The sequence below is a fragment of the Streptomyces sp. NBC_01689 genome (assembly GCF_036250675.1).
In the GTDB taxonomy this organism is placed as follows: domain Bacteria; phylum Actinomycetota; class Actinomycetes; order Streptomycetales; family Streptomycetaceae; genus Streptomyces.
Window position 1 is genome coordinate 6,332,841 of record NZ_CP109592.1, and the last position, 26,868, is coordinate 6,359,708.

Genomic DNA, 26,868 nt, shown 5'->3' on the forward strand with positions numbered 1-26,868 from the left:
CGCTTCCTACTTCGCCTGCGCGATGTCCGTGTCGATCTGCGCGGCGGTCTTCTCCAGACCGGCCTTCAGATCCTTGGACTTGCCGCTCTCGTAGTCGTAGCCGAACTGCTGGATCGTCACCAGGTAGGTGCCGCCGTTGATGGACGCGGGGGTCGTCGTCGAGTTCGGGTCCGAGGCGATGTCCAGGAAGGTCTTGAAGCGCGGGTCGTACTTCAGCTTCGGCGACTTGAGCGCGGCGAGCGTGGAGGGCACGTTGTGGATGGCGTTGGCGAAGCCGACGACCGCGTCCGTGTCCGTGGTCATGTATTTGACCAGTTCCCAGGCCGCGTTCTGCTTCTTGCTGGTGGCCGCGATGCCCGCGATGGTGCCGGTGATGTAGCCCTTGCCGTACTGGTCGGCCCGGTCGTCGGGAACGGGCAGCGGGGCGACGCCGATCTCGAAGCCGGGCTTGGCCTCCTCGGCCATGCCGAGCCGCCACTCGCCGTCCAGCTGCATGGCGACCTGGCCGGTGTGGAAGGGGTGCTTGGGGCCCCACTCGTCACCGAGCTTGGAGCGGTAGGTCTCCAGCTTCTTGAAGCCGCCGAGTTCGTCGACCAGCTTCTTCTGGAGGGTGAAACCGGCCGTGAACGCCGGGTCCTTGGCGATGTTCGACTTGCCGCTGCTGTCGAAGTACGTCGGTGAGAACTGACCGAAGTAGTGCTCGGTGGTCGACTCCCAGCCGTGGTAGTTCGGCATGAAGCCGAGCTGCGAGTACGAGTCGCCCTTGGCGATGGTCAGCTTCTTGGCGTCCGCCTCGAATTCGGACCAGGTCTTCGGGGGAGCGGCGATCCCGGCCTTCTTGAACGCGTCCTTGTTGTAGTAGAGCCCGTACGCGTCACCGAGCAGCGGCACCGTGCAGCGGTCGCCGTCGAACTGGGTGTACTCGTTCATCGCCTTCGGGAAGGTCGTCGCCGGGTCGATGCCCGCCTTCTTGAAGAAGGGGTTGAGGTCGACGAGCGCGCCGGAGGAGCAGAACTTGCCCACGTTGTTGGTGGTGAACGAGGAGATCACGTCGGGCGCCTTGTCACCGCCGGAGCGCAGCGCCTGGTTGATCTTGTCGTCGGTCACGTTGGCGACGATGTTGACGTGGATGTTGGGGTGGGCCTTCTCGAAACCCGCGACCAGGGCCTTCACGCCCTGGACCTCGCCCGGTGCGCTCCAGGCGTGCCAGAAGTTGATCGTCGTCTCCTTGGAGGCGTCGTCGCTCGCGCCGGAGTCCGACTGGCCGGTACAGGCCGTGGTGAGGAGGGCGAGCGATGCGGAAGCGGCGAGTGCGGTGGCGACTTTCCTGGATATTCCGGGCATGGCGGGTTCTCCCTAGGGCAGGGCCGGGGCGATGGGGTGGGCGGGTCGGGCGAGGGGGTCGGGGTTCAGCGCGAGGTGTCGAACACCTCGTCGCGGGTGGCGGCCAGCGCGCTCTCCAACGCGCCGCGCAGTACGGGGTGTTCGATGACGTCGCCGAGCACGAGGCGCGGACGGGACGCGGCCAGTTCCTCCAGCTCGGCCTGGACCAGGGCGCGCAGCGGTTCGCCGCCGGCGGTGAGCGAGGAGCCGCTGAGGACGACGAGTTCGGGGTCGAGCACCGAGACGAGTGAGGCGAGACCGGTGGCCAGGCCGGTCGCGTACGTCTCCAGGAGCCTGCGGTGCGGGCCTTCGTCACGGGTGGCGGCCTGCCCGACGAGGGCGGCGGCCACCTCGGTGTACGACCCGGTGGGAACGGGCTGCACGCCCAGTTCGCGGGCGAGTTTCGGGAGCGCCTGGGAGCCGGCGAGTTCCTGGTAGCCGCCGCTGTTGGCCTTGGTCACCTGGCGGACGAGGGGTGCGCCGGGCACCGGCAGGAAGCCGACCTCGCCGGCGCCGCCGGTCCAGCCGCGGTGCAGCCGGCCGCCGAGCACGAGGGCGGCGCCCAGTCCGCCCTCGTTCCACAGCAGGACGAAGTCCTCGTGTCCCCGGGCCGCGCCCAGCCGCTGTTCGGCGATGGCGACGAGGTTCACGTCGTTCTCGTACTCGACCGGCATGGGCAGTGCGGCCGCGAGGTCGTCGAGGAGGCTCGGGGCGTGCCAGCCGGGCAGGTGGGAGGCGTACCGCAGCCGTCCGGTGTTGGGGTCGAAGGCGCCGGGGGTGCCGATGACGAGGCGGTGGACGTCGTCACGGGCCAGGCCGGCCTCCTTGACCGCGCCGTCGAGCGCGTCGGTGACCTGGCGCACGACGGGCTGCGCGGGCCGCCGGCCGGGCGTCAGCAGTTCGTACTCGCCCACGGTCCGCCCCGTCACGTCGGCGACCGCGGCGAGGATGCGCTCGGGGGTGACGTCCAGGCCCGCCGCGTGGGCGGCGACCGGGTTCACCGCGTACAGCTGGGCGTTGGGGCCCGGCCGCCCCTCGCTGGTGCCGGTGGCGAGCACCAGTCCGGCGGCCTCCAGCCGGGCGAGGAGCTGGGACGCGGTCGGCTTGGACAGCCCGGTCAGCTTCCCGATACGGGTCCGCGAGAGCGGCCCGTGCGCGAGCAGCAGGTCGAGGGCGGCGCGGTCGTTCATGGCGCGCAGGACGCGCGGGGTGCCCGGCGTACCGGCGGATCCTGCCATGGTGACGACACCTGCCTCTCTGTGCTGCCCAGCCTTCCAGCGACCGGGTGGGGGCGTCCAGAAGGCGACACCGCAAGATCACTGTTAGGAAAGTTTCCTGTTCGGTGGGGGCAACCTAGGCCGGGCGCGGAGGGGGCGTCAAGAGAAACCGCCCCCGAGGCAACAGAGTCGTTACCTCGGGGGCGGGAGTCATCGCCTCGCGGGAGGCGCGGGCGGGGCCGTTCCTACTTCGGCACGCCCGACGGCGCCGCTGTCGTGGGCGGGGCGATCGGGGCGGCCGCCTCCGACTGGGGGGACGCCGGGTTTCCGAGGGCCGACGGGGCCGCCACCGCGGCGCTCGGGTCGACGGGCTCCTCCTCGACGGCGGCCGTGGGGCCGCCCACGATGCGGATGTCCGCGACGTCGAAGGCGCGCTTGACGCGCCAGCGCAGCTCGCGCTCGACGGCGAGCGCCTTGCCGGGCATCGTCCGGGCCGAGACCCGCACGACCATGGAGTCGAGGAGCACGCTCTCCAGGCCGAGGACCTCGACCGGGCCCCAGAGGCGCTCGTTCCAGGGCTCCTCCTTGCTCATCGCCTCGGCGACCTCGTCCAGCACGGACCGGACGTGGTCCAGGTCCTCGGAGGCGCGGACCGTGACGTCGACGCCGGCGGTGGCCCAGCCCTGGGAGAGGTTGCCGATGCGCTTGACCTCGCCGTTGCGGACGTACCAGATCTCCCCGTTGTCGCCGCGCAGCTTGGTGACGCGCAGGCCGACCTCGATGACCTCGCCGGAGGCCACCCCGGCGTCGATCGTGTCGCCCACGCCGTACTGGTCCTCCAGGATCATGAAGACGCCGGAGAGGAAGTCCGTCACCAGGTTGCGGGCGCCGAAACCGATGGCGACACCGGCGACACCGGCCGAGGCCAGCAGCGGGGCGAGATTGATCTCGAACGTGCCGAGGATCATCAGGGCGGCGGTGCCGATGATCAGGAAGGACGCCACCGACCGCAGCACGGAGCCGATCGCCTGGGAGCGCTGGCGACGGCGCTCGACGTTCACCAGCAGACCGCCCAGGGCCGTCCCGTCGACCGCCTGGACGGTGCGGGTCATGCGGTCGATCAGCTTGGTGATCGCCCGCCGGACCGCCACTCTCAGTACCGCCGCGATCACCAGGATCAGCAGCACGCGCAGGCCTATCGCGAGCCATGTGGACCAGTTCTGCTCGACCCAGCTCGCGGCGTTGGTCGCGCTTTCCTGGGCGTCCTGGAGCGTGGTGACCGCGGGGCCCGTCGTCGCCGAGGGAGAGGGCGACGGACTGGACCCTGCGGCCCGCAGGACGGTCGAGAACACAGCAGGTACCTCCAGGTATGGCGGTCTGCCCGCGGCTCGGGGACAGGTGAGAGACGCCGCCGGGCAGAACAACCACACTAACGGGGCATCGTGTGTGGATCGTTGTGATGTTCGGGGGAGAGACGGTACTCACCTGGGGATGAAGAGGATGTGGTCGAAAACACTCCCAGCCCGTTACCGGGACATGGTGGCGCTTCCACCAGGCAAGAGGGGAGACTGACTGCAGATCGTCCCGGCGCGAGCCACGCGCCGCCGGCGTACAAGGAGGCATCCGTGCCGCATGTCCTGGTCCTCAACGCGTCGTACGAACCACTCGGCGTCGTACCGCTCCGCCGCGCGCTCATCCTCGTCCTTGAGAACAAGGCCGTCTCTCTCGAGGAATCCGGCGCCTTCATGCACAGCGCGACCGTTACTGTCCCCGCACCCAGCGTGGTCCGGCTGAAGAGGTTTGTGCGGGTCCCTTACCGGGGGCCCGTCCCGCTGACCCGTCGGGCACTGTTCGCCCGCGACGGCGGCCGGTGCATGTACTGCGGTGGCGTCGCAACCAGCGTCGACCACGTCATCCCGCGCTCCCGCGGGGGTCAGCACGCCTGGGACAACGTGGTGGCGTCCTGCCGCCGCTGCAACCACACCAAGGCCGACCGCCATCTGGTCGAGATCGGCTGGCGCCTGCGCCATAAACCCGCCCCGCCGACGGGGCTCGCCTGGCGCATCATCGGAACAGGGCACAGGGACCCGCGGTGGCTGCCCTACCTGCAGCCGTACGGCGCGGAGGACGCGATGGCCCGGATCGACGGCATTTCCGCCTGACGATCCGGGCTTTTGTGCACCCGTGGCCGGGGTGCGCCGTGGCCCGCCCCGGGTGCCGCCGCGCTCAGCCGCGGGGTCCTTCGGGGCGGGCGCCGCACACCGCGTACAGCCCGGCGCCCAGCGTGAACAGCGCGAGGGCGGCGGCCCACGCGGCGCGCTCGGGGCCGGCCTGGACGGGCCAGGTCAGGAGCGTCGCCCGCCTCATGTGCGGCGACGCGGCCGACAGGTACACGGCACTGAAGTACAGCGTCGTGGGCATCCAGCCGGCGCGGGCCCCGCACAGCACCGCACCGAGCGCGGTGACTCCGACGGCGCCCAGGGTGTTGCGGACCATCCCCACGGCACCGAACACCTGTGCGTCCCCCGGTACGGCGAGGGCCAGCGTGCCGGCCGCGAGCGCGGTGAGCACCAGCAGGTGGGCCAGGCGACGGGGCCACCAGGGGCGCACCGCGGTGTCGTCCAGATCCCGCCCGTACACGTGCAGGCCCGTACCGATCGCCGCCGAGACCGTCAGCGGGGCCAGCGAGAGCAGTGGAACCCTGCGGTAGGGGTCGAGGAAGACGTCCGGGACGGTCGCCGCCCAGCGGGTGAGGAGGGCGGCGCAGACGAGGGCGGCCAGCGTGGCCGGGACGGCACGGGAACGCGCGTAGAGGGCGAGGGGGGCCGGCCGGGCGGCCCCGCGCGAGACGTTCACAGGGACGGCACCCCGCTCCCGTCGGGGGAGCACTCCTGGACCGTGGCGAAGTACCGGCCGAGCCAGGCGCGCCGCTCGTCGTCGCCCAGGGCGGCGAGGCGCGCGTACGCCCTGTCCTCGGCGCGGAACCCGGCCGGCACCCCCGCGTCGCCGCGCTCGCGCGCCGATCGCAGGGAGCGTTCGCGGTAGTCCTTCCACGCGGAGTGCGGGGCCAGCCAGCGCAGCACGGCCCCGTCGACGGCTCGGACGCGCCCCGCGGACGGAGTCCTCCCGCACTCAGGACGCACCTGGACCAGGTTCAGGGCGGCCTGCCAGGCGTACCCCCGCGGATCGAGCACCCTGCCGCGCACCGACCACCAGCCGAGCGGGGTGAGCAGCGGCAGCTCCGCCTCGTCCGCGCGCGGACGGCGCGACAGGTCCTCGAAGCGGACCGGTACGTTGTGTACGCCCTGCAGCCGGGCGGTGACCCCGGACAGCACCCGGACCGCCTCCGGCAGCAGATCCGGACGGGTGGCGTTGACGCAGACGTGCGGGGTGGTCGAGTCGTCGCACACCTGACGGTGCGCGAGCGGGTTGTCGCGCACCCTCCCGTCACCCGTGTGGAGCAGCAGCGCGGCGGCGACGAGGGACGCGGCGAGCGGCAGCAGGGCGGTGCCGCGGCGACGGGCGGAATGGGCCAGCACCGCGGCGGCGGCGAGCCCGGCCGCCCACAGGGCCGACACGAGGGGACACCACCAGACCGGCAGACCGCCGTCGCCGACCAGTCGCAGGGAGGCCGGGGCCAGCGCGGCGGGACCGGAGGAGGAGCCGGTGGTGACGCCGGCCAGGACGTACCCGCCGACCGCGAGCAGGGGAGGCGCCGCCCGCCAGGGCAGCACCCGCCCGGCGACCTGCCCGAGCACCGCGCACGCGGCGATGGACAGCGCGTCCCCGGCGAAGACGGTCGGGACCGGGCCGCCCGCCGACACATAGGGTGCGCAGGCCAGCAGCGCGCCGGCCACCGCCACCAGGTACGCACCCGCCAGCACGCAGGCGAGCGGCAGGGCGGCGGTCAGGAGCTGGGCGAGCGGGCCGCGCGGGCTCGACGCGCGCAGGTCCGTCATCCGCCGCCGGCGGTCCCGGCCGCCCTGCCAGGCTCCCGCGGCGAGGGCGAAGGGGACGCCGATCACCGCGGCGGCCGTGCTCAGCCTGCCCGTCGTCGCGCCCCAGCTGCCCTGCCACTGTGCCGCCGTGGCCGCGAGCGGCCAGCCGAGAGCCACCAGCAGCGCGGCGGCCGCCCAGGGGGTGGACCCGCGCAGGAACTCGGTGCGGAGGGGGTGCGGCGCGCGGGCCGCCGGACCGGCGGCCGCGAGGGGTGGGGCGCCCGCCGCGCGGACGGAAGGCTCCCGGGCCGGTGTGCTCGTGGCGGGCCCCGGGCGGGGGTGGGGGCGACGGTCCGCCGGGCTGTTGTCCTCCGCTCCCGGCCCCGGGGCGGCGGGGTGCTGGTGTGCCGGTCCGTCCGGGCGGGCGGCCGGGGGGCCGTCGTCCGGCTCGGGCCGCCGGTGCGGTCGCGGGGTCCGGCCGGGCGGGGTGTGCGGGCCTGCAAGGGTGTGCGGGCCGGGCAGGGTGTGCGGGTCGGCCAGTGCGTCTCGGGCCGACGGTCCGGCCGGGCGGTCCTCGTCCGGGTGGACGCGTGCGGTCATCGGGCCGCCCCCGTCCCCACCGTCGTGCGGTGGCCGCGCAGCGCCCTGGTGTAGCCGCGCTCGATCGCGTTGCCGTCGGACTCGTGACCGTCCGCCCCGAGGGCGGCCAGCGTCCCGGGGGTGCCGCGGTAGGCGACCCGGCCCGCCTCGATCAGCGTCACCTGCGTGCACGCGGCGGCCACGTCCTCCACCAGATGGGTGGAGACGATCACGGTGGCCTCCTCACCCAACTCCCGCAGCAGTGCCCGGAACTCGACGCGCTGCTCCGGGTCGAGTCCGGCGGTGGGCTCGTCGAGGAGCAGCACCCGGGGATCGTTCACGATGGCCTGGGCGACTCCGACGCGGCGGATCATCCCTCCGGACAGCGTCCGGACCTTCGCGTCGATCCGGTCGGTGAGCCCGACCCGGGCCACGGCCCGCTCGACCGACGCCGCGGCGTCACCGGCCGGGAGCTCCTTCAACCAGGCCACGTACGCCACGAATTCGCGGACCGTGAACCCCGGGTAGAACCCGAAGTCCTGTGGCAGATAGCCGAGTCGGCGGCGGAACGCGGCGCGCGCCCCGTGCCGACGCAGGTCGTCGCCGGACATCTCCACGCGGCCCGCGGTGGGTTCGGCGACGGTCGCGAGGACCCGGAGCAGAGAGGTCTTGCCGGCCCCGTTGGGGCCGAGCAGGCCGTGGACACCGGGGCCGAAGTCCAGGTCGACCGCGTCGAGCGCGGTGGTCCTGCGGTGCCGGACCGTCAGCTCCGACACCCGGATCGCGGCGGGTCCGGTGTCCCGGCCCCCGTCCCCCGGGCAAGTGCCGTGCGGTGCTGGGGTGTTCACATCGTCTCCAGACGGTCGTACGCGGTACGGCGCGCGGTGAGCAGCAGGGCGCACAGCGCGGCCGCGGCCGCCCACCCCCACTGCGTGGACGCGCCGGTGAAGTAGAGGGAGAGCTGCTGGGAGAGACGGGCGGTCACGCCCGGACCGGTGGCGGCCGGGCCCGGGCCGCCGGCCGTGAGGACCGGTGCGGTCAGCGCGAGCAGCCAGCCGCCGCCCACCACCGCGGAGCCGGTACGGCAGTTCGTGAACCCGGACAACGCCAGCGCGGCCAGGGTCAGGGCGAGCCCCGGCAGCAGCCAGGCCGCCGCCGCGGGCGACTGGGGCAGGCGGGGACCGGCGGCGGGGAGCAGCAGCCCCGCCGCCGTCAGCAGCGGCACACTCACCGCCAGTACGGCGGCCGTCCGGGTGAGGAGGAGCCGCAGCCCCCCGGAGGGGGACGTCGCGACGATCTCGTGCAGCGGGTCGGCGTACCGGCCGTAGGAGAGGGCCACCCCGGCCACGGGGACCACCGGCGCGACGGCCAGCAGCAGTGGGCGCGCGCCGCCGGAACCGCCGCCGTACGCCAGCGCGAGGGCCCCGAGGGCCACCAGCAGCACGGCTCCGGTCCAGGCGCCGCGCAGCGCGGGCCCGGCGGCCCACCCGATCCGTACGAACCCTCCGGGCCGTACGAACCCTCCGAGCCGTCCGGGCCGTCCTCCGGAGGCTCGGACGAGCCCGGGTGCCGGGGGAGCGGCCGCCGGGACCCCGGGCGCGGACGGCGGAATCCCGGGTGCCGGTGCCGGTGCCGGTGCCGGTGCCCGTGTCGGTGCCCGTGTCGGTGCCGGTGTGGGTGTGGGTGTGGGTGTGGACGCCGACGCGGGCACGGGCGCGTGCGCCGGCGTCGCCGGTACGGGAAGCGAGGGCGCCGACGCCGGCAGGGGCGCCCGGGCCGGGTGCGTGACGGTGTCCAGGACCGCGTCCCGCACCCGCGCCAGCACCGGCCCCGCCGCCCCCGCGCGTGCCGCCCGCGAGGCCCGCGCCGCGCAGGGACCGCAGCCCTCCAGATGCCTCTCCAGGGACCAGGCGTCCGGCTCCGCGAGGGAGCCGTCCGTGTAACGGGCGACGAGATCGTCGCCGGCGTGCCAGCCGGTCATGCCGGGCCTCCCAGCGGTGACGGGTCCCCGGAGGGGGCCAGATGGGCGAGCGCCGCCCTGAGCTCCGCGCGCGCCCGCATCGCGCGCGTCTTGACCGTGCCCTCGGGTATCCCGAGCAGCCGGGCCGTCTCGCGCGTGGTCAGCCCGTCGACGACGGTGGCGCGCAGCACCTCGCGCAGTTCGGGGGAGATACGGTCCAGGGCCGCGCCCACGTCCCCGTACTCCAGACCCGCCAGCACACGCTCCTCCGCGGAGGGGGCGGGCGGCGGCGCCATGAACCCGTCCTGCCCGGCCCGTTCGACCCGTACGGCCCGCTCCGTCGCCCGCCGGGCGTCGACGAGCCGGCGCGCCGCGATCGTCCACAGCCAGCCGCCCGCCTCCGTGCCCCGGTGCCCGGCCGCCGACCGCCACACCGTCACGAAGGTGTCCTGCAGCACCTCCCGGACGACCTCGGGATCGGCGCAGCGCCGGGTCAGCCGCGTGTGCAGCCACCCGGCGTGCCGGTCGTACAGTGCGGCCAGCGCCGCCGAGTCCCCGTCCGCGACGGCCCGCAGCAGTGCCGCGTCCGTGGCGTCCTCCCGGTGGCCCCTCACGGGGCGGAACAGTCTCACACCCCCTCTATCGGCCCCCTCGCGGCAGGCGGTTCGCTCCCGCCCGTCCGAGCGGCCCGAGCCGGAACAGAACGTGACCAAAACCACATTGTTCGCCCGTGTACGTCTGCGGTCCCGCGCGTTGGGTAGGGCTGCGATAACCCGCCCGCCGCCGTACCCGACAAGGAGGCCCCCGTGGCCGCATCGGCACACCTTCTGCTCTCGGCCCTCTCCAAACGTCCTACGGAACCGGCCGCCGACCCCTGTTTCTCCGTCGAACCCCGCATCTCCGTCGAACCCCGCTTCTGCCTCTTCACCGCGGAGGGCACCGCCGCCGAGGCGCCGCTCACCAGCGAACCTCCCCTGCCCGACGCCGAGCCGCTGACCAGCGAGCCGCCGCTGGCCGACGCCGCGCACCTGACCAGCGAACCCATCTCCACCGGCGCCGCCACGGATGCCTCGGGGGTCTAGATGCCGCTGTCCCGGCTCGCCGCACTGCACGGCGTCGCCACCTCCTACAGCCCCTCGCCCGGCCGGACGGTCCCGGCCACCGACACCGCCGTCGTCGCCGCCCTGGCGGCGCTCGGCGTCGACGCGAGCACCCCGGACGCCGTCCGCGCGGCCCTCGCCGCCCGGGAGGCCGAGACCCGGGACCGGCTCCTGCCGCCGACCGTGGTCTGCTGGGGAGGCCGGCCGTCCGACGCCCTCTCCGCGCTGCCCGACGGAACCCGTCTGCGCATCACCACCGAACAGGGCGAGACCCGCGCCGGGGCCGAACAACTCCCGCCAGGCGTGCACGCGTTGCGCGCCACCGCGCCCGACGGACGCACCGCCGACGCCCATCTCGTCGTCGCCCCCGACCGGCTGCCCACCCCGCCCGGGCGCAGCTACGGACTCCTCGTCCAGCTCTACTCCCTCCTCTCCCGCCGCTCCTGGGGCATGGGCGACCTCGGCGACCTCGCCGAACTGACCGCCTGGGCCGGCCGCGCGCTGGGCGCCGGATTCGTCCAGGTCAACCCCCTGCACGCGGCCGTGCCCGGCACCCCCACGGACCCCTCCCCGTACCGGCCGTCCTCCCGCCGCTTCCCCGATCCGGTGCACCTGCGGATCGAGGACATCCCCGAGTTCGCGTACGTCGACGACCGCGACCGCCTCCGTGCGCTGCTGGAGCGCGCCGGGCGGCTGCGCGCGTCCGTGCTCGACAAGGACGCGCTGATCGACCGCGACGCCGTGTGGGAACTCAAGCGCGAGGCACTGGAGCTGATCCGCGAGGTGCCGCTCGGACCCGGACGGCGCGCCGCCTACGCCGACTTCCTCGCCGAGGAGGGCGAGGCACTGGAGGACCACGTCACCTGGTGCGCGCTCGCCGAGGTCCACGGTCCGGAGTGGCAGCGGTGGCCGGTGGGCCTGCGTGACCCCCGCTCACCCGAAACCGCCCGAGCCCGCCGCGAGTTGATGGACCGCGTCGACTTCCACAGCCGCCTCGCCTGGCTCACCGACGCGCAGCTCGCCACCGCACAGCGCTCCGCCCGCGACGCCGGCATGCCGGTGGGACTCGTGCACGACCTCGCGGTCGGCGTGCATCCGGGCGGGGCCGACGCCTGGGCGCAGCAGGAGTACTACGCGGCGGGCATGTCGGTCGGCGCGCCCCCGGACGCCTTCAACGCGCGCGGCCAGGACTGGGGCCTGCCGCCCTGGCGCCCGGACCGGCTGGCCGCCTCGGGCTACGCCCCCTACCGCCACCTGCTGCGCGCCCTCTTCCGGTACACGGGCGCGCTGCGTATCGACCATGTCATGGGTCTGTTCCGGCTCTGGTGGATCCCGCAGGGGCAGCCGCCCACGGAGGGGACCTACGTCCGTCACGACGCGGAGGCGATGCTCGCCGTCCTGACACTGGAGGCCTCACGGGCCGGAGCGCTGGTGATCGGCGAGGACCTCGGCACCGTCGAGCCCGGAGTGCGCGAGACGCTCCAGGAGCGCGGGGTGCTGGGCACCTCGGTGCTCTGGTTCGAACGCGACTGGGAGGGCGACGGCCGGCCCCTTCCTCCCGAGCGCTGGCGCGCGGACTGTCTGGCCACCGCCACCACCCACGACCTGCCGCCCACCGCCTCCCGGCTCACCGGCGGCCATGTCGAACTCCGGGACCGGCTGGGGCTGCTGACCGGCGCCCTGGCGGACGAGCGGGCCGCGGCCTCGGCCGAGACCGGCGAGTGGCTCGCGTTCTTCGCCCGGCTCGGACTGCTGCGCGGCTCGGGCTCCGCGGTGTCGGAGGAGGCCGAGATCCAGGCCGTGCACCGGTTCCTGCTGCGCACCCCGGCCCGCATGGTCGGGATCTGGCTCCCGGACGCGGTCGGCGACCGGCGCCCGCAGAACCTGCCCGGGACCTGGGACCAGTACCCCAACTGGCGGCTGCCCGTGGCCGACGCGGCCGGCCGGCCGATGACACTGGAGGAACTGGCCGCCTCACCGCGGCTGCACGCCCTCCTCGACGTGGTGCGGGCGCGTGCGGGAGACGTACGGGCACGTGCGGGAGACGACGGAGGAGGCCGTCCACGGCGCTGAGACCTCCGTACGGCACCCCCGGGCGCGCGGGTCGTCCGGGGGTTCGCTACGTTTGCACCGTGGACAAGAAGAACGCCCTGCGCGCCGGCGCCCTGGCCTCCGGTACGACGCTGATGATGCTGCTCATGTCGTCCCCCGCGCTCGCGCTGACCCGCGACGACGGTGACGACCCCGGCAAGGGTCTGAGCGTGATCGACACGGTCGGCCTCTACGTCGTGGCGCCGATCCTGCTCTTCCTGATCATCGCTGGTCTCGTGATGGTCATGGACAAGTCCCCCAAGCAGGCGAAGCGGGGCTGATCCCGGCTCTTCTGCGCCCTTCCGTCTCTCCGCCGAGGGAGTCCGCGCCCACCCGACCGGGTGAGCGCGGACTCCCTCGACGTGTTTCCAGGGGCGGTCCCGCCGCGGCTCGCCGTTCGGATCAGGCGGCGCGCTCCGGGAGTTCTCCGTTCGGATCAGACGGCGCCGGGGTGCGGTGCCGTCAGGTACCGCTGCACCGTGGGTGCCAGCCAGGCGGCGATCTCCTCGCGCGGCAGCGCCACGGCGGGCGGGAAGCGCAGGACATAGCGCGTGAGGGCGAGGCCCAGCAGCTGTGAGGCGGTGAGCGCGGCCCGGACCGGGGCCTGCTCCGGGTCGGGGCACAGGTGCAGGGCGATCGGCAGCAACTGGTCCCGGAAGATGTGCTGCATGCGCTCGGCCCCGGCCTGATTGGTCACGCCGACCCTCAGCACCGCGGTGAGCACCTCGTTCTCCTCCCACAGGTCCAGGAAGTGCGCGACGAGCGCCTGGCCCACCTCCTGCCGGGTCAGCCCCTCCGGCGCAGGCAGCCGCAGGTCGACGTCGAGGACCGCCGCGAACAGTCCCTCCTTCGAGCCGTAGTACCGCATGACCATCGACGGGTCGATACGGGCGTCCTTGGCGATGGCGCGGATGGTGGCACGCTCGTAGCCGTCGGCGGCGAAGCGCTCGCGGGCGGCGGTGAGGATCGCGGTGCGGGTGGTGTCGGAGCGGCGGGACGGGGCCGCGGGTGAGGGGGACGGCGAGGGCGAGGGCGGCGGGGTGGCCGAGGGTTCCTTGACGGGCATGCCAACAACCGTAGGCCAACACGTGTTGACAGTCCAGTGTGGGCGTTCTACGTTTGTCAACGAGCGTTGGCCAACAAGCGTTGACAGGGTGTTGGTCGATGGTCGCCGCACGTCACCCGACGGGAGCCGCCCGTGGGATCGCTGGTCAACGAGTGTTGGCCTGTAGTGGTTGGCATCAGGAGGTCAACATGATCGGCACGCCCCGCACCGACGCCGCTTCCCGGACCGTGATCGTCGTCGGCTCCGGCCCCACCGGCCTGCTGCTGGCCGCCGACCTCGCCGGCGCCGGGGTCCCCGTGACTCTCGTCGAGAAGCGCCCGCACAAGATCAGCAGCCTCTCCCGCGCCTTCGTCCTGCACGCCCGGACCCTGGAGCAGCTCGACGCTCGCGGTCTCGCCGACGAACTGGAGGCCCTGGGCCGCCCCCTCGACCGCATCCGGCTCTTCGGCCGGCTCACCGTCGAGCTCGACACCCTCCCCTCCCGTTTCAACCACCTGCTGGTGATTCCGCAGTACGAGGTGGAGAAGGCCCTGGAGCGGCGGGCGGTGGAGGCCGGGGTGCGGTTCGTGTACGAGACGGAGGCGACCGGGCTGCGCCAGGACGCGGACGGGGTGACGCTCGACGTCCGGCACCCGGACGGGGAGCCCGGGGAACTGCGCGGCGCGTACGTCGTCGGCACGGACGGGATGCGCAGCGCGGTACGCGAGGCGATCGGACTGCCGTTCCCCGGCAAGTCCGTCATCCGGTCCGTCGTCCTCGCGGACGTCCGGCTCGCCGAGGAACCGGAGTCGGTGCTGACCGCCGACGCGGTCGGCGACGCCTTCGCCTTCATCGCGCCCTTCGGGGACGGCTACCACCGCGTGATCGGCTGGCACCGGGGCCGCAACGTCCCGGACAGCGAGCCGCTCGGACTCGACGAGGTCAGGGAGATCACCCGGCTCTCCCTGGGCCGCGACTACGGCATGCACGACGCCCGCTGGATGTCCCGCTTCCACAGCGACGAGCGCCAGGCACCCGCGTACCGGGTCGGCCGGGTCTTCCTCGCGGGCGACGCCGCCCATGTCCACACCCCGGCCGGCGGCCAGGGCATGAACACCGGCCTCCAGGACGCGGCGAACCTCGGTTGGAAGCTGGCCCTGGTCGTCAACGGCCACGCGGCGCCCGCCCTGCTGGACACCTACCAGGCCGAGCGCCACCCGGTGGGCAGATCGGTGCTGCGCAGCAGCGGCGGGATCGTACGGCTCGCGATGGCCAAGCGCCCCTGGACGATGGCGCTGCGCGCCGCCCTCACCATGGTCCTCAACGGGGTCGGCCCGGCGGCGCGGAAGGCGGCAGGCCAGATCACCGGCATCGGATACGCCTACAAGGCGCCGCGCGGCGCGCACGCCCTCGTCGGCACCCGCGCCCCCGACGTGGCCCTGCGCGGCGGACGTCTCTACGAGGCCCTGCGGGGCGGCAGGTTCGTCCTCGTGACACCGGGACCGGCCTCCCGGCCGTACGGGGTGGGCGACCGCAAGGACCGCCTCACGGTGGGGAACTGGGCGGGCGGCCGGCGTACGACGCTGCTCGTGCGGCCCGACGGATACGTGGCCTGGGCCGCCGAGTCCCCGGACGCGGCGGCGGTCGAGGCGGCGGTGACGGCCGCGGTGGGTGCCTGAGAGGTGCCGCGCGGGCCGGGCCGATCGCCTTCGCGGGACCGGGCCGCGGCGATAGCGTCACGACGGTCCCGTGACGTGTCCCTGGGAGGTTCCCGTGACCGATGCCGCGTGCCGCAGTTGTGCCCGGCCGCTGGCCGGGCGGGACGGCCGGGCGGGGCGCAGCTCGGTGTACTGCTCCGCGGCCTGCCGGCAGAAGGCGTACCGGGAGCGGCGGGCGGCCCCCGACGGCACCGTGCGCGGGCTGATCGAGGACGTCGGGCGACAGGTCGAGGCGCTGGTGCCGCAGCCGCCGTCCGTCTTCTACGCGGGCGTGAGCGACCTCGCCGCCTCGGTCGGACGTCTGCGCCGCATCGCCCGGGTGGCCCGGGACACCGCGCAGGACGATTCCGTCACGCGGACCGCCGTGACGAAAGAGGCCGGCTCACCGTCCCCCGCGGTTCGACCCGCCACCGGGGACGCCGCCGCGCCGCACACCACCGGCCCGCGGACCGGCGCAGCGCATCCGTCCGCCCCGCGCGCCGGCGGCCCGCACCCGTCCGCCCCGCGGACCGCGTCGGACGAGACCTCCCGTACACGGGATCCCGTGACGGGGGATTCCGTCCCGCGGGCCGCGGTACCCCGGGACTCCGCCGCACGGGATTCCGTCACGCGGGCCGCCGTGACGCATGACTCCGTCCCGCAGGACACCGTCACGCAGGACTCCGGGACACAGACCCCTCAGGAGCAAGTCCGCCTCGGGGAGAGCGACTTCGCCGCGCTCGTCGAGCCGTACCGGCGGGAGCTGCGCGTGCACTGCTACCGGATGGCGGGCTCGTACGACGACGCCGAGGACCTCGTCCAGGAGACGTTCCTGCGGGCCTGGCGGGCCCGGGACGGCTTCTCGGGACGGGCGAGCGTCCGGACCTGGCTGTACCGGATCGCCACCAACACCTGTCTGGACTTCCAGCGGCGCACCGCCCGCCGCCCCCGGCGCTACGAGCCGCTGCCCGGCATGAACCACGGCAGCGCCGAACCCCCGGCCCGTATCACCTGGCTCCAGCCGTACCCCGACGAGGAGCTGCCCTCCGCCGACGAGCAGCCCGACGCCCTCGCCGTCTCCCGGGAGACCATGGAGCTCGTCCTCCTCGCCGCCATCCAGCATCTGCCGCCCCGCCAGCGCGCCGTCCTGCTCCTGCGCGACCTGGTCGGCCTCTCGGCGGTAGAGACCGCGCAGGCGCTGGAGATGACGCCGGCCTCGGTCAACAGCGCCCTGCAGCGCGCCCGGCCGGCCCTGCGCGACCGGATGCCCCGTCGCCGCAGCGACTGGACGGCCGAGGCCGACGCCCGTGAACGCGCGGTCCTCGGGCGTTACATGGCCGCCGCCGAAAGCCTCGACCTCGGCGCGTTCACCGACCTGCTCAGCGAGGACATCAGGCTCACCATGCCGCCGAACCCGTACTGGTTCGTCGGCCGCGCCGCGATCACCGAGTTCCTCTCGATCAGTCTCGAACCGGCCTCCCCGCTGTTCCTCGGTCACTGGCGCCACCTCCCCGCTCGGGCCAACGGTCATCTCGCCGCGGGGGGTTACGTGCGACGGCCCGGAACGACCGTGTACCGGGCGCAGGTTCTCGACGTCCTGCGCATCGAGGGCGACCGCGTCGTCGAGATCACCTCCTTCGAACCGCACCTCTTCCCGGCGTTCGGACTGCCCCTGCGGCTCCCGGCCGACCGCTGAGCGCGGGGCGGCGACGACGAGCGCGGGAAGGCGGCCGATGAGTGCGGGCAGGCGCGTACGTCTGTATGACCGTCCCGTTCGACGGACCCGTACGACGCACGCGTACGGTCACGCATCCCCAGGAGAGACCACCATGCTGCTCACCGACAAGACCGCGATCATCTACGGCGCCGGCGGATCCATCGGCGGTGCCGTCGCGCGCACCTTCGCCCAGGAGGGCGCCCGCGTCCACCTGGTGGGGCGTACCGGCGAGACGCTGGACACGGTGGCGAAGGACATCACGGCCGCGGGCGGGTACGCCGAGACCGCGGTGCTCGACGCGCTCGACGAGGCGGCGGTCGAGGCGCACGTCGCGTCGCTGGACGCCGTCGACATCTCGTTCAATCTGGTCACGCGGGGCGACGTGCAGGGCGTTCCGCTGGTCGACCTGCCGGTCGAGGACTTCGTACGGCCCGTCGAGACCGGTCTGCGCGCCGCCTTCACGACCGCGCGCGCCGCCGCCCGGCGGATGGCCGAGGCGGGCTCGGGCGTGGTGCTCACGCTCAACAGCGGCTCCGCGCACGGCAGTCCGATGATGGGCGGCACCGGACCGGCCGACGCGGCGATCGACACGCTGGTACGGAACCTGGCGTCGGAGCTGGGACCGCGCGGACTGCGGGTCGTGGGCCTGTGGGCGGCCGGGGTGCCCGAGACCCTGACCCGGGAGAAGCTCGCCGCCGTCGACAGCCGGATGGACCTCGACGAGACGGCTCTGCGGGGCCTGCTCGACCGGCTCGCGGGGATGCGGATGACCCGCCGCAATCCCACCCTCGCCGAGATCGCCGCGACCGCCGCCTTCCTCGCCTCCGACCGGGCGGGCGGCATCACCGGCACGTTCGTCAACGTCACCGGCGGGATGGTCCCGCACTGAGTCTGCGCCCCCGCCACCAGGTGCGCGCCCACAGCAGGTGGACCCCGCCGAGCGCGACCACGACCGCCGCCGAGTCGAGGCGCTGGGCGGCGGAGTGGCCCGCGCCCAGGCGGGAGACCGCGCGGGCGAACAGGGTGACGTCCGCGGGCAGCGTGACGGCGAGGAGGAACGCGAGACACAGCGCGGTGCCCACGACGAGCACGGCGCTGTACACGCGCACGGCCCGCCGTTCGTGGGCGGGCAGGTCGCGGCTCGGATCGGGGGCGTGTGCCCGCCGCAGCAGGCGGCGGGCCGTGTACCTGGAGAACGCCAGCCCGTCCCCGTACAGATCACGGCAGCGCGTCAGGTCCTGGAGCACGAAGTACAGGTCCGTGCGCATGAAGACCATCAGCTGGAAGGGGAGCGGGAGCAGGGCGAGCAGCGCGAGGGCGGCGAGCACCCGGCGTGCCGTGCCGTCGGTGGCGTCGGCCGCGAGGGCGGCGAGCGAGGCGACGGACAGGTTGGTCGCGATGCCGGCGAGATAGGCGGTCAGACGGTGCCGGCGCGGGGCGAGTTCGATGCCGCTGATGTCCGTCTGCATGACGAGGAACTGGAGCCGGGTGCCCAGCCGCATCCGGCCCGGCACGCCGGTCGCGCGGGCGGCCACCAGGTGGGCGCATTCGTGGAGCAGCAGCAGGGCCCACCCCGCGCCCGCTCCGAGGGCGATCACCGCGCTGCCGTGCGGGCTCCACAGGAGGGTGCGGTAGCCGAGCGGGACGGGCGGACGGACGAGGAGGGCGGCCGCGATCAGCAGCCCGACCAGGACCGGGACGACGGGGCTCAGTACCCAGCGCACGTGCCGGGGGCGGATGCGGGCGAGCGTCGGTTTCGGCGGAGGCGGCCCCTGCGTGGGCCGTCCGTCCACTTCGGCCACGAACCCGAGGTCCACCAGCGCCTCGACGAAATCGGGTACGTCGATGTCGTCTCCGGTCGCCTTCCGCAGCCGTCGCCCGACCTCGGCGGCGTCCAGCCCCTGCCCGAGCAGGTCCAGCGCCTGTTTGCCGACCTCGGGCAGCGCGACGAACCGGCCGGTCGCCAGCCGTCCGACGATCCATTCGTCCCCGTCGGGACGGGAGTCGAGCCGGTGGAGCCGTACGTGCGGGGCGGCGCCGGCTCCGGGGACCGGGGCGCGGGCGGGGGCGTGGGCGGGGCTCGCCGGGGGGTGGCCGGTGGGGCCGGCGCACCCGTGACGCTCCTCGGCGGACGGGGTCACCCCGGTTCTCCGGCCGGGCTTCCCGGCCGGCCCGGGGGCGAGCCTCCGTCCGTGTCCCCGGGCCGGACCCCGGCCCGGGGAACGGCGGAGCCGGAGGGCGGCTCGGACGGGGCGGACCGAGTGGGCGGCTCGGGCGGGGCGGACCGAGTGGGCGGCTCGGACGGGGCGGACGGCTCCGATGGCTCGGGCGTGGCGGGCCGGGTAGGCGGTTCGGGCGGTTCGGGCCGGGCGGGTCCTCCGGTGGGACGGTCGCCGCAGGCCGGGCAGTCGGGTCGCCGCGGGGACCTCTCCAGGACCGGATCCCCCGGCAGCATCAGGTTCATCCCGAAGCGGAAGCCCGGTTCGAGTGCGGGCACGCCCGTGAGCAGGGCCAGGGCCGCGTGGGCGAGCAGGCCGCCGGAGAGACCGGCGGTGACCGCGCTCGCCGGGTTCCACGGCAGATGCGGGGAGGCGACCCGCTCGTCCTGTCCCGGCGCCAGCCGCAGATCGCGGCGGGCGACCTCGGTGGCCCGCAGACACTCCCAGCAGGCGCCCCGGCCCGGCACGTGCACCCCGGCCGTCACCAGGGGACCCCGGTATCCGGCGTCGACCCACGGCAGGCCCGCGGCCAGGCAGACACGGTTCGCCCACCGCCGGATGTCGTCCGGGCGGTCGGCGGCGAGAACCAGCAGGTCGTACGGCTCGGACGCGCCCGTGGTCGTGGACGCGTCCGGAGCCCCGGGCGGGGGCGGGCTCCCGGACGGACGCGAGCCCCCGGGAGCCCCGGCCCGCACCAGCTCCGTCAGATCCCCCGGCCCGCGCACCTCCCGCCGTTCCCCGGTCACCGTCACGTCCGAGTTCAGGGCCCGCAGGGTGGCGAGCGCGGCCTCGACCTTGGGGCGGCCGAGGTCGGACTCGCGGAACAGGGGCTGGCGGTTGAGGTTCGACAGTTCGACCACGTCCGGGTCCACGCAGTGCAGCCGGCCGACCCCGGACGCGACCAGGCTCTGCGCGGCGTACCCGCCGGTCCCGCCGACGCCGATCAGCAGCACGCGGGCACCGCCCAGCCGGAGCTGGGTGTCCCACGGGGTCGCGCGGGGCCCGAGGTCCATCCAGCGCAGCAGCGGCACGCCCCGGCTGTAGCGGACGCGCTCCCGCCCGGACACCGGTACGGGCGCGCCCGCGTCCTCCACGAACCCGGCGTCGAGCAGATCGGCCATCGCCTGCCGGGTGTCCCCGTCCGTGAGACCGGGAAGCCCGGGATGCGCCCGCAGCACCGTGTCGACCACCTCGGCGGGCCGTCGCGTCCCGTCCATCGCCTCGACCAGGGTCCAGACCCAGCCCTCCGGGTCCGCGATCTCCGCGCCGATGCCGTGGACGACGCTGCCGATGCGGACGTTGCCGTCGATCGTGCGGTAGGGCCGGTGCTCGGGTTTGATCCGGGGCCGGCGGAGCGTGTCGACCGTGACCGTCACCAGGACCCCTTCCCGTTACAGGTACATGCCTTGACACTCTGGTGCCCCGAGTCGAGCCTTGACAAGACGCGGTCGGCGATCGCGTCGCGATGCACAACATCCTTGTGAGGGGGAGGAGTTGGCATGCCTACCAAGATCGTGATCCGTCCGTTGGACAAGAAGGAGACCACGGGCGACAGCAGCGGGGGCAACGGCGGCTGACCAGCCCGTCGTACTCGTCCGGCGGCCCGGCGCGGACCGGGCCGCTCCGTCGCGCGGACCGTCGTGAAGGAGAGGGGACCACATGGCTGCGAGGATCGTGATCCGTCCGTTGGACAAGAAGGAGACCACCGGGGCCAGTAACGCGAACGGCACCTGACCGGATTCCGGCATGCGGGGAACCCCGTATCCCACCCTGGACGAGCTGCTGAGAGGCGCTCGTGAGGCGGTGGCCGCGCGGCCCGGCGTCCTGCGACTGCGCGACATCGGGTGCTCGCGTGCCGGCCGTCCGCTGTGGCTGCTGTCGGCCGGGAACGGCCCGCGCCAGCTGCTCACGGTGGCCGGCGCGCACGCCAACGAACCGGTGGGCGGCGCCACTTCGCTCCGGTGCGCCCGGTACCTCGCCCGTGACCCGAGGATCCTGGGCCGGGGTGCCGGGGGGCTGGACTGCACCTGGCACTTCCTGCTCTGCCTCGATCCCGACGGGGCGAGTCTCGCCGAGGGCTGGATGACCGCGAGCACCTTCCCCGTCCCGGGGCCCACGGGCGCGACGGGCGGCCCGGACGTCACTCGGGGTGCGGGTACCCCGAACGTCGCCGGGGGTGCGGAGACCCCGGACGCCGCGTACCGGATGCGTACTCCGCATGCCGCGGACGCCACGGGAGCCCATGACCCCGCGGCCCTCGTGGGCTCCGGAGGCGCCCCGGAGAGCGCGCACGGACGGACGGCCGCGGTGCCGTCCGGCGCCGGCCCGGTGCCGGGGGCCGCGGCGCCCGCGGCCCCCACCGGCGCGGCCCCACCCATCGGGAGCTACTACCGGGGCTTCTACCGCCCCGCCTTCGCCGCCCAGCCCGAGTTCCCGCCCGTCGTCGGCGATCCGCGCGCGCCGATGCCGGAGTCCGAGGCCCTGCTCGGGCTCCTCGACGAACTGCGGCCCGTCGCGCAGTTCTCGCTGCACGGCGTCGAAGTAGGAGGAACCTTCCTGCAGCTGACCCGGGCGGTGCCCGGAGCGCCCGCCGCCTATCGCCGGATCGCGGCGGACCTGGGTGTCCCGCTGGAACACCGGCCCTTCGACGGCATGGGGTGGCTGGTCGAGGGACCGGGCGTCCTCGTCCTGCCCGAGGGCAGCCCCGCCGAGGAACGGGACCCCTCCGGGTTCGTCTCGCGGGCGACCTGGCTGCACGGCATGCGGCACGGCACGGTCTCGGCGGTGGTCGAGGCGCCCTTCTGGAGCGTGGCGGGGGTCGGCGATCCACGGCCGGTGGCCGAACCGCACCGCGAACTCGCCGACGTCAGCGAACTCCTGCTCGGCCGGGTCAAGCAACTGAGTTCATTGGTCGACGAGTTGGATCCACAGCCGCCGGAAACAGCCGGCCGGCTGGCCCACTTCACCGCGGCCCGTGAACTGATGGACATCGGCTCCGGCGTCGTGGACACCTGGAGCGCCGCCGAACTGGCCGCCACCGTGGGCAACTCCGTCTCCCTCGGCATCGCGGCCCGCCGCATCCCGCTGCGCGCGGCGGCCATGATGAGCCAGGCGCTGGGCGGCGCGCCGGAACTGGACGCGCTCGTGGCCGGATGGGCCCGCGAGCTGGAGCGCACCTTCGACGCCCGCTGGGTGCCCGTCGCCGACCAGACCGCGCTCCAGGCCCGCACCATGCTCGTCCTCGCCCGCGCCCTGCTGTGAGTCCCCCCGCGGCACGCGGGCGGAACCGGTGGACGGAAGGGGCGCCCGGCGAAACGCCGGACGCCCCTGTGCCCGTACGGGGCTGCGATCCCGTCCGTAAGGGCCTACGCCCCGCGGCCGGTCAGGAAGCCGCCGCGTCCGCCGCCTGGGCCTTCAGGGCGCGCTCGATCCCGGCACGGGACTCCGAGACCAGACGCCGCAGGGCCGCGTTGGACTCGGCGGAGGCCAGCCACGCGTCCGTCTTGGCGAGGGTCTCCTCGGAGACCTGGATCGACGGGTACAGGCCGACCGCGATCTGCTGGGCGATCTCGTGCGAACGGGAGTCCCAGATGTCCTTCACCACGGCGAAGAACCGGTCCGCGTACGGAGCGAGCAGCTCACGCTGGTCGGTCTGCACGAAGCCGCCGATCACCGCCTCCTGCACGGCGTTCGGAAGCTTGTCGGACTCGATGACCGAGGTCCAGGCCTCCTCCTTCGCCTCCACGGTGGGGCGGCCCGCCCGCGCGGTGGCCGCGTGCCGCTCACCGGCCGCCGTGCGGTCCCGCTCGTACTCGGCCGCGATCTCGGCCTCGTCGTAGCGCCCGACCGCGGCGAGCCGCTGGACGAACGCCCAGCGCAGCTCGGTGTCGACGGCGAGACCCTCGACACTCTCCCGGTCCTCCAGCAGCCCCTCCAGGAGGTCCAGCTGCTCCGGGGTCCGGGCGGTCGCCGCGAACGCGCGCGCCCAGGCGAGCTGGTGGTCGCCGCCGGCCTCGGCCGCGCGCAGGTGCGCGAGGGTCGCCTCGGTCCAGCGGGTCAGCAGCGTCTCGCGGGTGGCCGGGTCGGCGTACATCTCGATCGCCAGCTTCAGCTGCCGCTGCAGCGACTGCACGACACCGATGTCGGACTCCTTGCCGATGCCGGACAGCACCAGGGACAGGTAGTCGCGGGTGGCGAGCTCCCCGTCGCGGGTCATGTCCCAGGCGGAGGCCCAGCACAGCGCGCGCGGCAGCGAGGACTCGAAGTCGCCGAGGTGCTCCGTCACGAAGGCCAGCGAGTCCTCGTCGAGACGGACCTTGGCGTACGACAGGTCGTCGTCGTTGAGCAGGAAGACGGCCGGACGGCGCCGGCCGGCCAGCTCCGGCACGGCGGTCAGCTCACCGTCGACGTCGAGCTCGATCCGCTCGTCGCGCACCAGCTTGCCGCTCGCGTCGTCGAGGTCGTAGAGGCCGATCGCGATGCGGTGGGGGCGCAGCGTCGACTCGCCCTTGGCGCCGGCCGGGAGCGCCGGGGCCTCCTGGCGGATCGCGAAGGAGGTGATGACCCCGTTCGCGTCCGTCTCGATCTCGGGGCGCAGGACGTTGATGCCGGCGGTCCGCAGCCACTTCTCCGACCAGTTCTTCAGGTCGCGCCCGGAGGTCTCCTCCAGCGCGCCCAGCAGGTCGGACAGGCGCGTGTTGCCGTACGCGTGCCGCTTGAAGTAGGCCTGCACGCCCCGGAAGAACTCGTCCATGCCGACGTACGCGACGAGCTGCTTCAGTACGCTCGCGCCCTTCGCGTACGTGATCCCGTCGAAGTTGACGAGCACGTCGTCCAGGTCGCGGATCTCCGCCATGATCGGGTGGGTCGAGGGCAGCTGGTCCTGCCGGTACGCCCAGGTCTTCATGGAGTTGGCGAAGGTGGTCCACGAGTGCGGCCAGCGGCTGCCCTCGGCGTACGCCTGGCAGGCGATGGAGGTGTAGGTGGCGAACGACTCGTTCAGCCACAGGTCGTTCCACCACTCCATGGTCACGAGGTCGCCGAACCACATGTGGGCGAGCTCGTGCAGGATCGTCTCGGCGCGCACCTCGTACGCGGCGTCCGTGACCTTCGACCGGAACACGTACTGGTCCCGGATCGTCACCGCGCCCGCGTTCTCCATCGCGCCGGCGTTGAACTCCGGCACGAAGAGCTGGTCGTACTTCTCGAACGGGTACGCGTAGTCGAACTTCTCCTGGAACCACTCGAAGCCCTGCCGGGTGACCTCGAAGATCGCGTCCGAGTCGAGGAACTCGGCGAGCGAGGGACGACAGTAGATGCCGAGCGGCACGCTCTGTCCGTCCTTCTCGTACACGCTGTGCACCGAGTGGTACGGGCCGACGATCAGCGCGGTGATGTACGTGGAGATCCGCGGAGTCGGCTCGAAGGCCCAGATGTCGTCCTTGGGCTCGGGCGTCGGCGAGTTGGAAATGACGGTCCAGCCGGAGGGCGCCTTCACGGTGAACCGGAAGGTGGCCTTCAGGTCGGGCTGCTCGAAGGACGCGAAGACGCGCCGGGCGTCCGGGACCTCGAACTGGGTGTACAGGTAGGCCTGCTGGTCGACGGGGTCGACGAACCGGTGCAGGCCCTCGCCGGTGTTGGTGTACGCGCAGTCCGCGACGACCCGCAGGACGTTGCGGCCCTCCAGCAGGCCCGGCAGCGCGATCCGCGAGTCCTCGAAGACGTCGGCGGGGTCGAGGGCGTCCCCGTTCAGGACCACCTCGTGAACGGCGGGGGCCACCAGGTCGATGAAGGTCTCCGCGCCGCTCTCGGCCACGTCGAAGCGCACCGTGGTCACGGACCGGTAGGTGCCGCCCTCCTGCGCGCCCGAGAGGTCGAGATCGATCTCGTACGAGTCAACGGTGAGCAGCTTCGCGCGCTGCTGCGCCTCTTCGCGGGTCAGGTTTGTGCCAGGCACGCGGTCATCTCCTCGTTATGTGACGGTTGCGCCATCCTTCCACGGGACCGGCACGGAGCGCGATGTCCGTATCCCGCCGGTGACCGGGGCGTTCGGGCGCGAGCCTGGAGCGCATGACGACCTACATCGCACGCCCCGTCGGACCGGAGGTCCTGAAGGATCTCCGCACAGCTGACGACGCCGGCCGCCCGATGGTTCCCGTCACGGACGAGGAGGGCGGGGCTCCGCTCCGCTGCTGTCTGCGCCGCAGCGAGCCGGGGGAGCGGATCGCGCTCGTCTCGTACGCCCCGCTGCGCCGCTGGGCCGCCGCGGCCGGCGTCGATCCGGGCGCGTACGACGAGCAGGGTCCGGTCTTCGTGCACGCCCGGGAGTGCGGGGGGCCGGCCGCGGATGTGCGGCCCTTCGAGGGCGCCCACCGCACCGTGCGGCGCTACTCCGCCGCGGGGCGCATCCTCGGGGGCCGGCTGGTGGAGGCCCCGGAGTGGCCGGCGTTCGAGGAGGCCTTCGAGGCGGCGTTCGCCGACCCGGCGGTGGAACTGGTCCACGTGCGGGCCGTCGAGTACGGCTGCTTCCTGTACGAGGTCCACCGGCCGTGACGCGCGGGGCCCGGCGGACCTGACCGGCCGGGAGCCGGAGGGCCGGGACCGGTTCCGGGCGGGGGTGTCGGCCCGGGTCCGGTCGGTCCGGTTCCGGGCGGGGCGGTCCGGACGGGTGGTGCGGGGCACGGGCAGGGCACAACCGGGGGCGGTCACCGTGCGGTGACCGCCCCCGGGGCGTCGAGGGGTGCGCCGAGGGCGTCAGCCCTTGAGGCCGGCCTTGAGATCGGCCGCGACCAGCTCCGCGATCTGGACCGCGTTCAGGGCGGCACCCTTGCGCAGGTTGTCGTTCGAGATGAACAGGGCGAGACCGTGCTCGACCGTCTCGTCGGCGCGGATGCGGCCGACGTACGACGCGTCCTGGCCCGCGGCCTCCAGGGGGGTCGGGATCTCGGAGAGGGTGACGCCCGGGGCGCCGGCCAGCAGCTCGGTGGCGCGCTCCACCGTGACCGGGCGCGCGAAGCGGGCGTTGACCTGCAGCGAGTGGCCGGAGAAGACCGGGACCCGGACGCAGGTGCCGGAGACCTTGAGGTCCGGGATCTCCAGGATCTTGCGGGACTCGTGGCGGAGCTTCTGCTCCTCGTCCGTCTCGTGCAGACCGTCGTCGACGATCGATCCGGCGAGCGGGAGCACGTTGAAGGCGATGGGCCGCTTGTAGACCTGCGGCTCGGGGAAGTCGACCGCCCCGCCGTCGTGCGTCAGCCGGTCGGCGTCCGCGACGACCTTCAGCGCCTGGCCGTGCAGCTCGGCCACGCCCGCGAGACCGGAGCCGGACACGGCCTGGTACGTGGCGACGACGAGCGCCTCGAGACCCGCCTCGTCGTGCAGCGGGCGCAGCACGGGCATCGCGGCCATGGTCGTGCAGTTCGGGTTCGCGATGATGCCCTTGGGGCGGTCGGCGATCGCGTGCGGGTTCACCTCGGAGACCACCAGGGGTACGTCCGGGTCCTTGCGCCACGCGGAGGAGTTGTCGATCACGACGGCGCCCTGCGCGGCGACCTTCTCCGCCAGTGCCCGGGAGGTCGAGCCGCCCGCCGAGAAGAGGACGATGTCCAGGCCGGAGTAGTCGGCCGTCGTCGCGTCCTCCACCGTCACGCCGTCCAGCACCGACCCGGCCGAGCGGGCCGAGGCGAACAGGCGCAGCTCCGTGACCGGGAAGTCCCGCTCGACCAGGATCCTGCGCATGACCGTGCCGACCTGACCGGTGGCTCCGACGATTCCGACCCTCACGGCGACTCCCTCTGCGTGCGTTCTACGTGGTCCAGCGCTTCCATCATGCGTCTCACCCGTGCCGTCGTGTCCAATCCTTTGCCCGCGCCGTTCGAGGAGTGGGACGGGGCTCCCGGGGCCGGTCGCCGGAAGAACACCGT

Annotated in this window: 21 protein-coding genes and 1 pseudogene; 9 read left to right on the forward strand and 13 right to left on the reverse strand. The window is 73.9% G+C overall.

The window, feature by feature from the left end; translation table 11 throughout:
* Nucleotides 1-6 precede the first annotated feature (6 nt).
* From OG776_RS26990 to OG776_RS27000, 3 genes are all read right to left on the reverse strand, one after another.
* Nucleotides 7-1,344 carry an ABC transporter substrate-binding protein gene (locus OG776_RS26990; protein ID WP_148014008.1) on the reverse strand — a complete coding sequence of 446 codons (1,338 nt, stop codon included), beginning with the start codon at nucleotides 1,342-1,344 and terminating at the stop codon, nucleotides 7-9.
* Between the two features lie 65 nt (nucleotides 1,345-1,409).
* Complete coding sequence (locus tag OG776_RS26995; protein ID WP_148014007.1) at nucleotides 1,410-2,621, reverse strand: ROK family transcriptional regulator; 1,212 nt, start codon at nucleotides 2,619-2,621, stop codon at nucleotides 1,410-1,412.
* 224 nt (nucleotides 2,622-2,845) lie between these two features.
* Nucleotides 2,846-3,952, reverse strand: a complete 1,107-nt coding sequence (locus OG776_RS27000) for a mechanosensitive ion channel family protein (protein ID WP_187286021.1) — start codon at nucleotides 3,950-3,952, stop codon at nucleotides 2,846-2,848.
* Nucleotides 3,953-4,225: 273 nt separating this feature from the next.
* Here OG776_RS27000 and OG776_RS27005 point away from each other — a divergent pair, with 273 nt between their 5' ends.
* Complete coding sequence (locus OG776_RS27005) at nucleotides 4,226-4,762, forward strand: HNH endonuclease (protein WP_148014005.1); 537 nt, start codon at nucleotides 4,226-4,228, stop codon at nucleotides 4,760-4,762.
* 64 nt (nucleotides 4,763-4,826) lie between these two features.
* Here OG776_RS27005 and OG776_RS27010 read toward each other — a convergent pair whose 3' ends face one another.
* From OG776_RS27010 to OG776_RS27030, 5 genes are all read right to left on the reverse strand, one after another.
* Nucleotides 4,827-5,456, reverse strand: coding sequence for a hypothetical protein (locus OG776_RS27010; RefSeq protein WP_148014004.1), 630 nt, complete (start codon nucleotides 5,454-5,456; stop codon nucleotides 4,827-4,829).
* Nucleotides 5,453-7,138, reverse strand: coding sequence for a hypothetical protein (locus OG776_RS27015; RefSeq protein WP_329322665.1), 1,686 nt, complete (start codon nucleotides 7,136-7,138; stop codon nucleotides 5,453-5,455). Before OG776_RS27015 ends, OG776_RS27010 begins: the two co-directional genes overlap by 4 nt.
* The gene (locus tag OG776_RS27020) at nucleotides 7,135-7,893 is read right to left on the reverse strand and encodes an ABC transporter ATP-binding protein (protein WP_148014149.1); all 759 of its coding nucleotides are present in this window, start codon (nucleotides 7,891-7,893) and stop codon (nucleotides 7,135-7,137) included. Before OG776_RS27020 ends, OG776_RS27015 begins: the two co-directional genes overlap by 4 nt.
* A gap of 68 nt (nucleotides 7,894-7,961) precedes the next feature.
* On the reverse strand, nucleotides 7,962-9,098 hold the full coding sequence (locus OG776_RS27025; protein WP_329322666.1) for a zf-HC2 domain-containing protein: 1,137 nt from the start codon (nucleotides 9,096-9,098) through the stop codon (nucleotides 7,962-7,964).
* Nucleotides 9,095-9,709 carry an RNA polymerase sigma factor gene (locus tag OG776_RS27030; RefSeq protein WP_148014002.1) on the reverse strand — a complete coding sequence of 205 codons (615 nt, stop codon included), beginning with the start codon at nucleotides 9,707-9,709 and terminating at the stop codon, nucleotides 9,095-9,097. Before OG776_RS27030 ends, OG776_RS27025 begins: the two co-directional genes overlap by 4 nt.
* Nucleotides 9,710-9,883: 174 nt before the next feature.
* On the opposite strand from OG776_RS27030, the gene OG776_RS27035 reads away from it, so the two are divergent.
* Genes OG776_RS27035 through OG776_RS27045 form a run of 3 tightly spaced genes read left to right on the forward strand, consistent with a single transcriptional unit; the run spans nucleotide 9,884 to nucleotide 12,549 of the window.
* Nucleotides 9,884-10,159 carry a hypothetical protein gene (locus OG776_RS27035; protein WP_148014001.1) on the forward strand — a complete coding sequence of 92 codons (276 nt, stop codon included), beginning with the start codon at nucleotides 9,884-9,886 and terminating at the stop codon, nucleotides 10,157-10,159.
* Nucleotides 10,160-12,250 carry a 4-alpha-glucanotransferase gene (gene malQ / locus OG776_RS27040; RefSeq protein WP_329322667.1) on the forward strand — a complete coding sequence of 697 codons (2,091 nt, stop codon included), beginning with the start codon at nucleotides 10,160-10,162 and terminating at the stop codon, nucleotides 12,248-12,250.
* A gap of 59 nt (nucleotides 12,251-12,309) precedes the next feature.
* Entirely contained in the window at nucleotides 12,310-12,549 is a 240-nt protein-coding gene (locus OG776_RS27045; protein ID WP_148013999.1) for a hypothetical protein, read from the forward strand.
* Between the two features lie 155 nt (nucleotides 12,550-12,704).
* Here OG776_RS27045 and OG776_RS27050 read toward each other — a convergent pair whose 3' ends face one another.
* Entirely contained in the window at nucleotides 12,705-13,334 is a 630-nt protein-coding gene (locus OG776_RS27050) for a TetR/AcrR family transcriptional regulator (RefSeq protein WP_329326529.1), read from the reverse strand.
* Between the two features lie 188 nt (nucleotides 13,335-13,522).
* Here OG776_RS27050 and OG776_RS27055 point away from each other — a divergent pair, with 188 nt between their 5' ends.
* The 3 genes from OG776_RS27055 (at nucleotide 13,523) to OG776_RS27065 (ending at nucleotide 17,616) form a co-directional block, all read left to right on the forward strand.
* Nucleotides 13,523-14,992, forward strand: coding sequence for an FAD-dependent monooxygenase (locus tag OG776_RS27055; RefSeq protein WP_148014678.1), 1,470 nt, complete (start codon nucleotides 13,523-13,525; stop codon nucleotides 14,990-14,992).
* Between the two features lie 94 nt (nucleotides 14,993-15,086).
* Nucleotides 15,087-16,706 (forward strand): RNA polymerase subunit sigma-70, encoded by a 1,620-nt coding sequence (locus OG776_RS27060; RefSeq protein ID WP_261995081.1) that lies wholly within the window; start codon nucleotides 15,087-15,089, stop codon nucleotides 16,704-16,706.
* Nucleotides 16,707-16,839: 133 nt separating this feature from the next.
* Nucleotides 16,840-17,616 (forward strand): SDR family NAD(P)-dependent oxidoreductase, encoded by a 777-nt coding sequence (locus OG776_RS27065; protein WP_148014679.1) that lies wholly within the window; start codon nucleotides 16,840-16,842, stop codon nucleotides 17,614-17,616.
* Here OG776_RS27065 and OG776_RS27070 read toward each other — a convergent pair.
* A complete protein-coding gene (locus OG776_RS27070; RefSeq protein WP_443077289.1) occupies nucleotides 17,591-18,868 on the reverse strand; it encodes a hypothetical protein in 1,278 nt (425 codons plus the stop codon). The two genes, OG776_RS27065 and OG776_RS27070, sit on opposite strands and share 26 nt — an antisense overlap.
* Before the next feature lie 251 nt (nucleotides 18,869-19,119).
* Nucleotides 19,120-20,286 (reverse strand): annotated as a pseudogene (locus tag OG776_RS27075) (HesA/MoeB/ThiF family protein); the annotation flags it as partial.
* Between the two features lie 406 nt (nucleotides 20,287-20,692).
* Between OG776_RS27075 and OG776_RS27080 the strand changes: the two are divergent.
* Nucleotides 20,693-22,207, forward strand: a complete 1,515-nt coding sequence (locus OG776_RS27080; RefSeq protein WP_148013998.1) for a M14 family zinc carboxypeptidase — start codon at nucleotides 20,693-20,695, stop codon at nucleotides 22,205-22,207.
* Nucleotides 22,208-22,328: 121 nt separating this feature from the next.
* Here OG776_RS27080 and pepN read toward each other — a convergent pair whose 3' ends face one another.
* The gene (gene pepN, locus OG776_RS27085) at nucleotides 22,329-24,902 is read right to left on the reverse strand and encodes an aminopeptidase N (protein ID WP_148013997.1); all 2,574 of its coding nucleotides are present in this window, start codon (nucleotides 24,900-24,902) and stop codon (nucleotides 22,329-22,331) included.
* A gap of 113 nt (nucleotides 24,903-25,015) precedes the next feature.
* On the opposite strand from pepN, the gene OG776_RS27090 reads away from it, so the two are divergent.
* Complete coding sequence (locus tag OG776_RS27090) at nucleotides 25,016-25,498, forward strand: DUF1203 domain-containing protein (protein ID WP_148013996.1); 483 nt, start codon at nucleotides 25,016-25,018, stop codon at nucleotides 25,496-25,498.
* 201 nt (nucleotides 25,499-25,699) lie between these two features.
* Here the strand turns inward: OG776_RS27090 and OG776_RS27095 are convergent, their stop codons facing one another.
* Nucleotides 25,700-26,728 (reverse strand): aspartate-semialdehyde dehydrogenase, encoded by a 1,029-nt coding sequence (locus OG776_RS27095; protein ID WP_329322670.1) that lies wholly within the window; start codon nucleotides 26,726-26,728, stop codon nucleotides 25,700-25,702.
* Nucleotides 26,729-26,868: the final 140 nt, after the last annotated feature.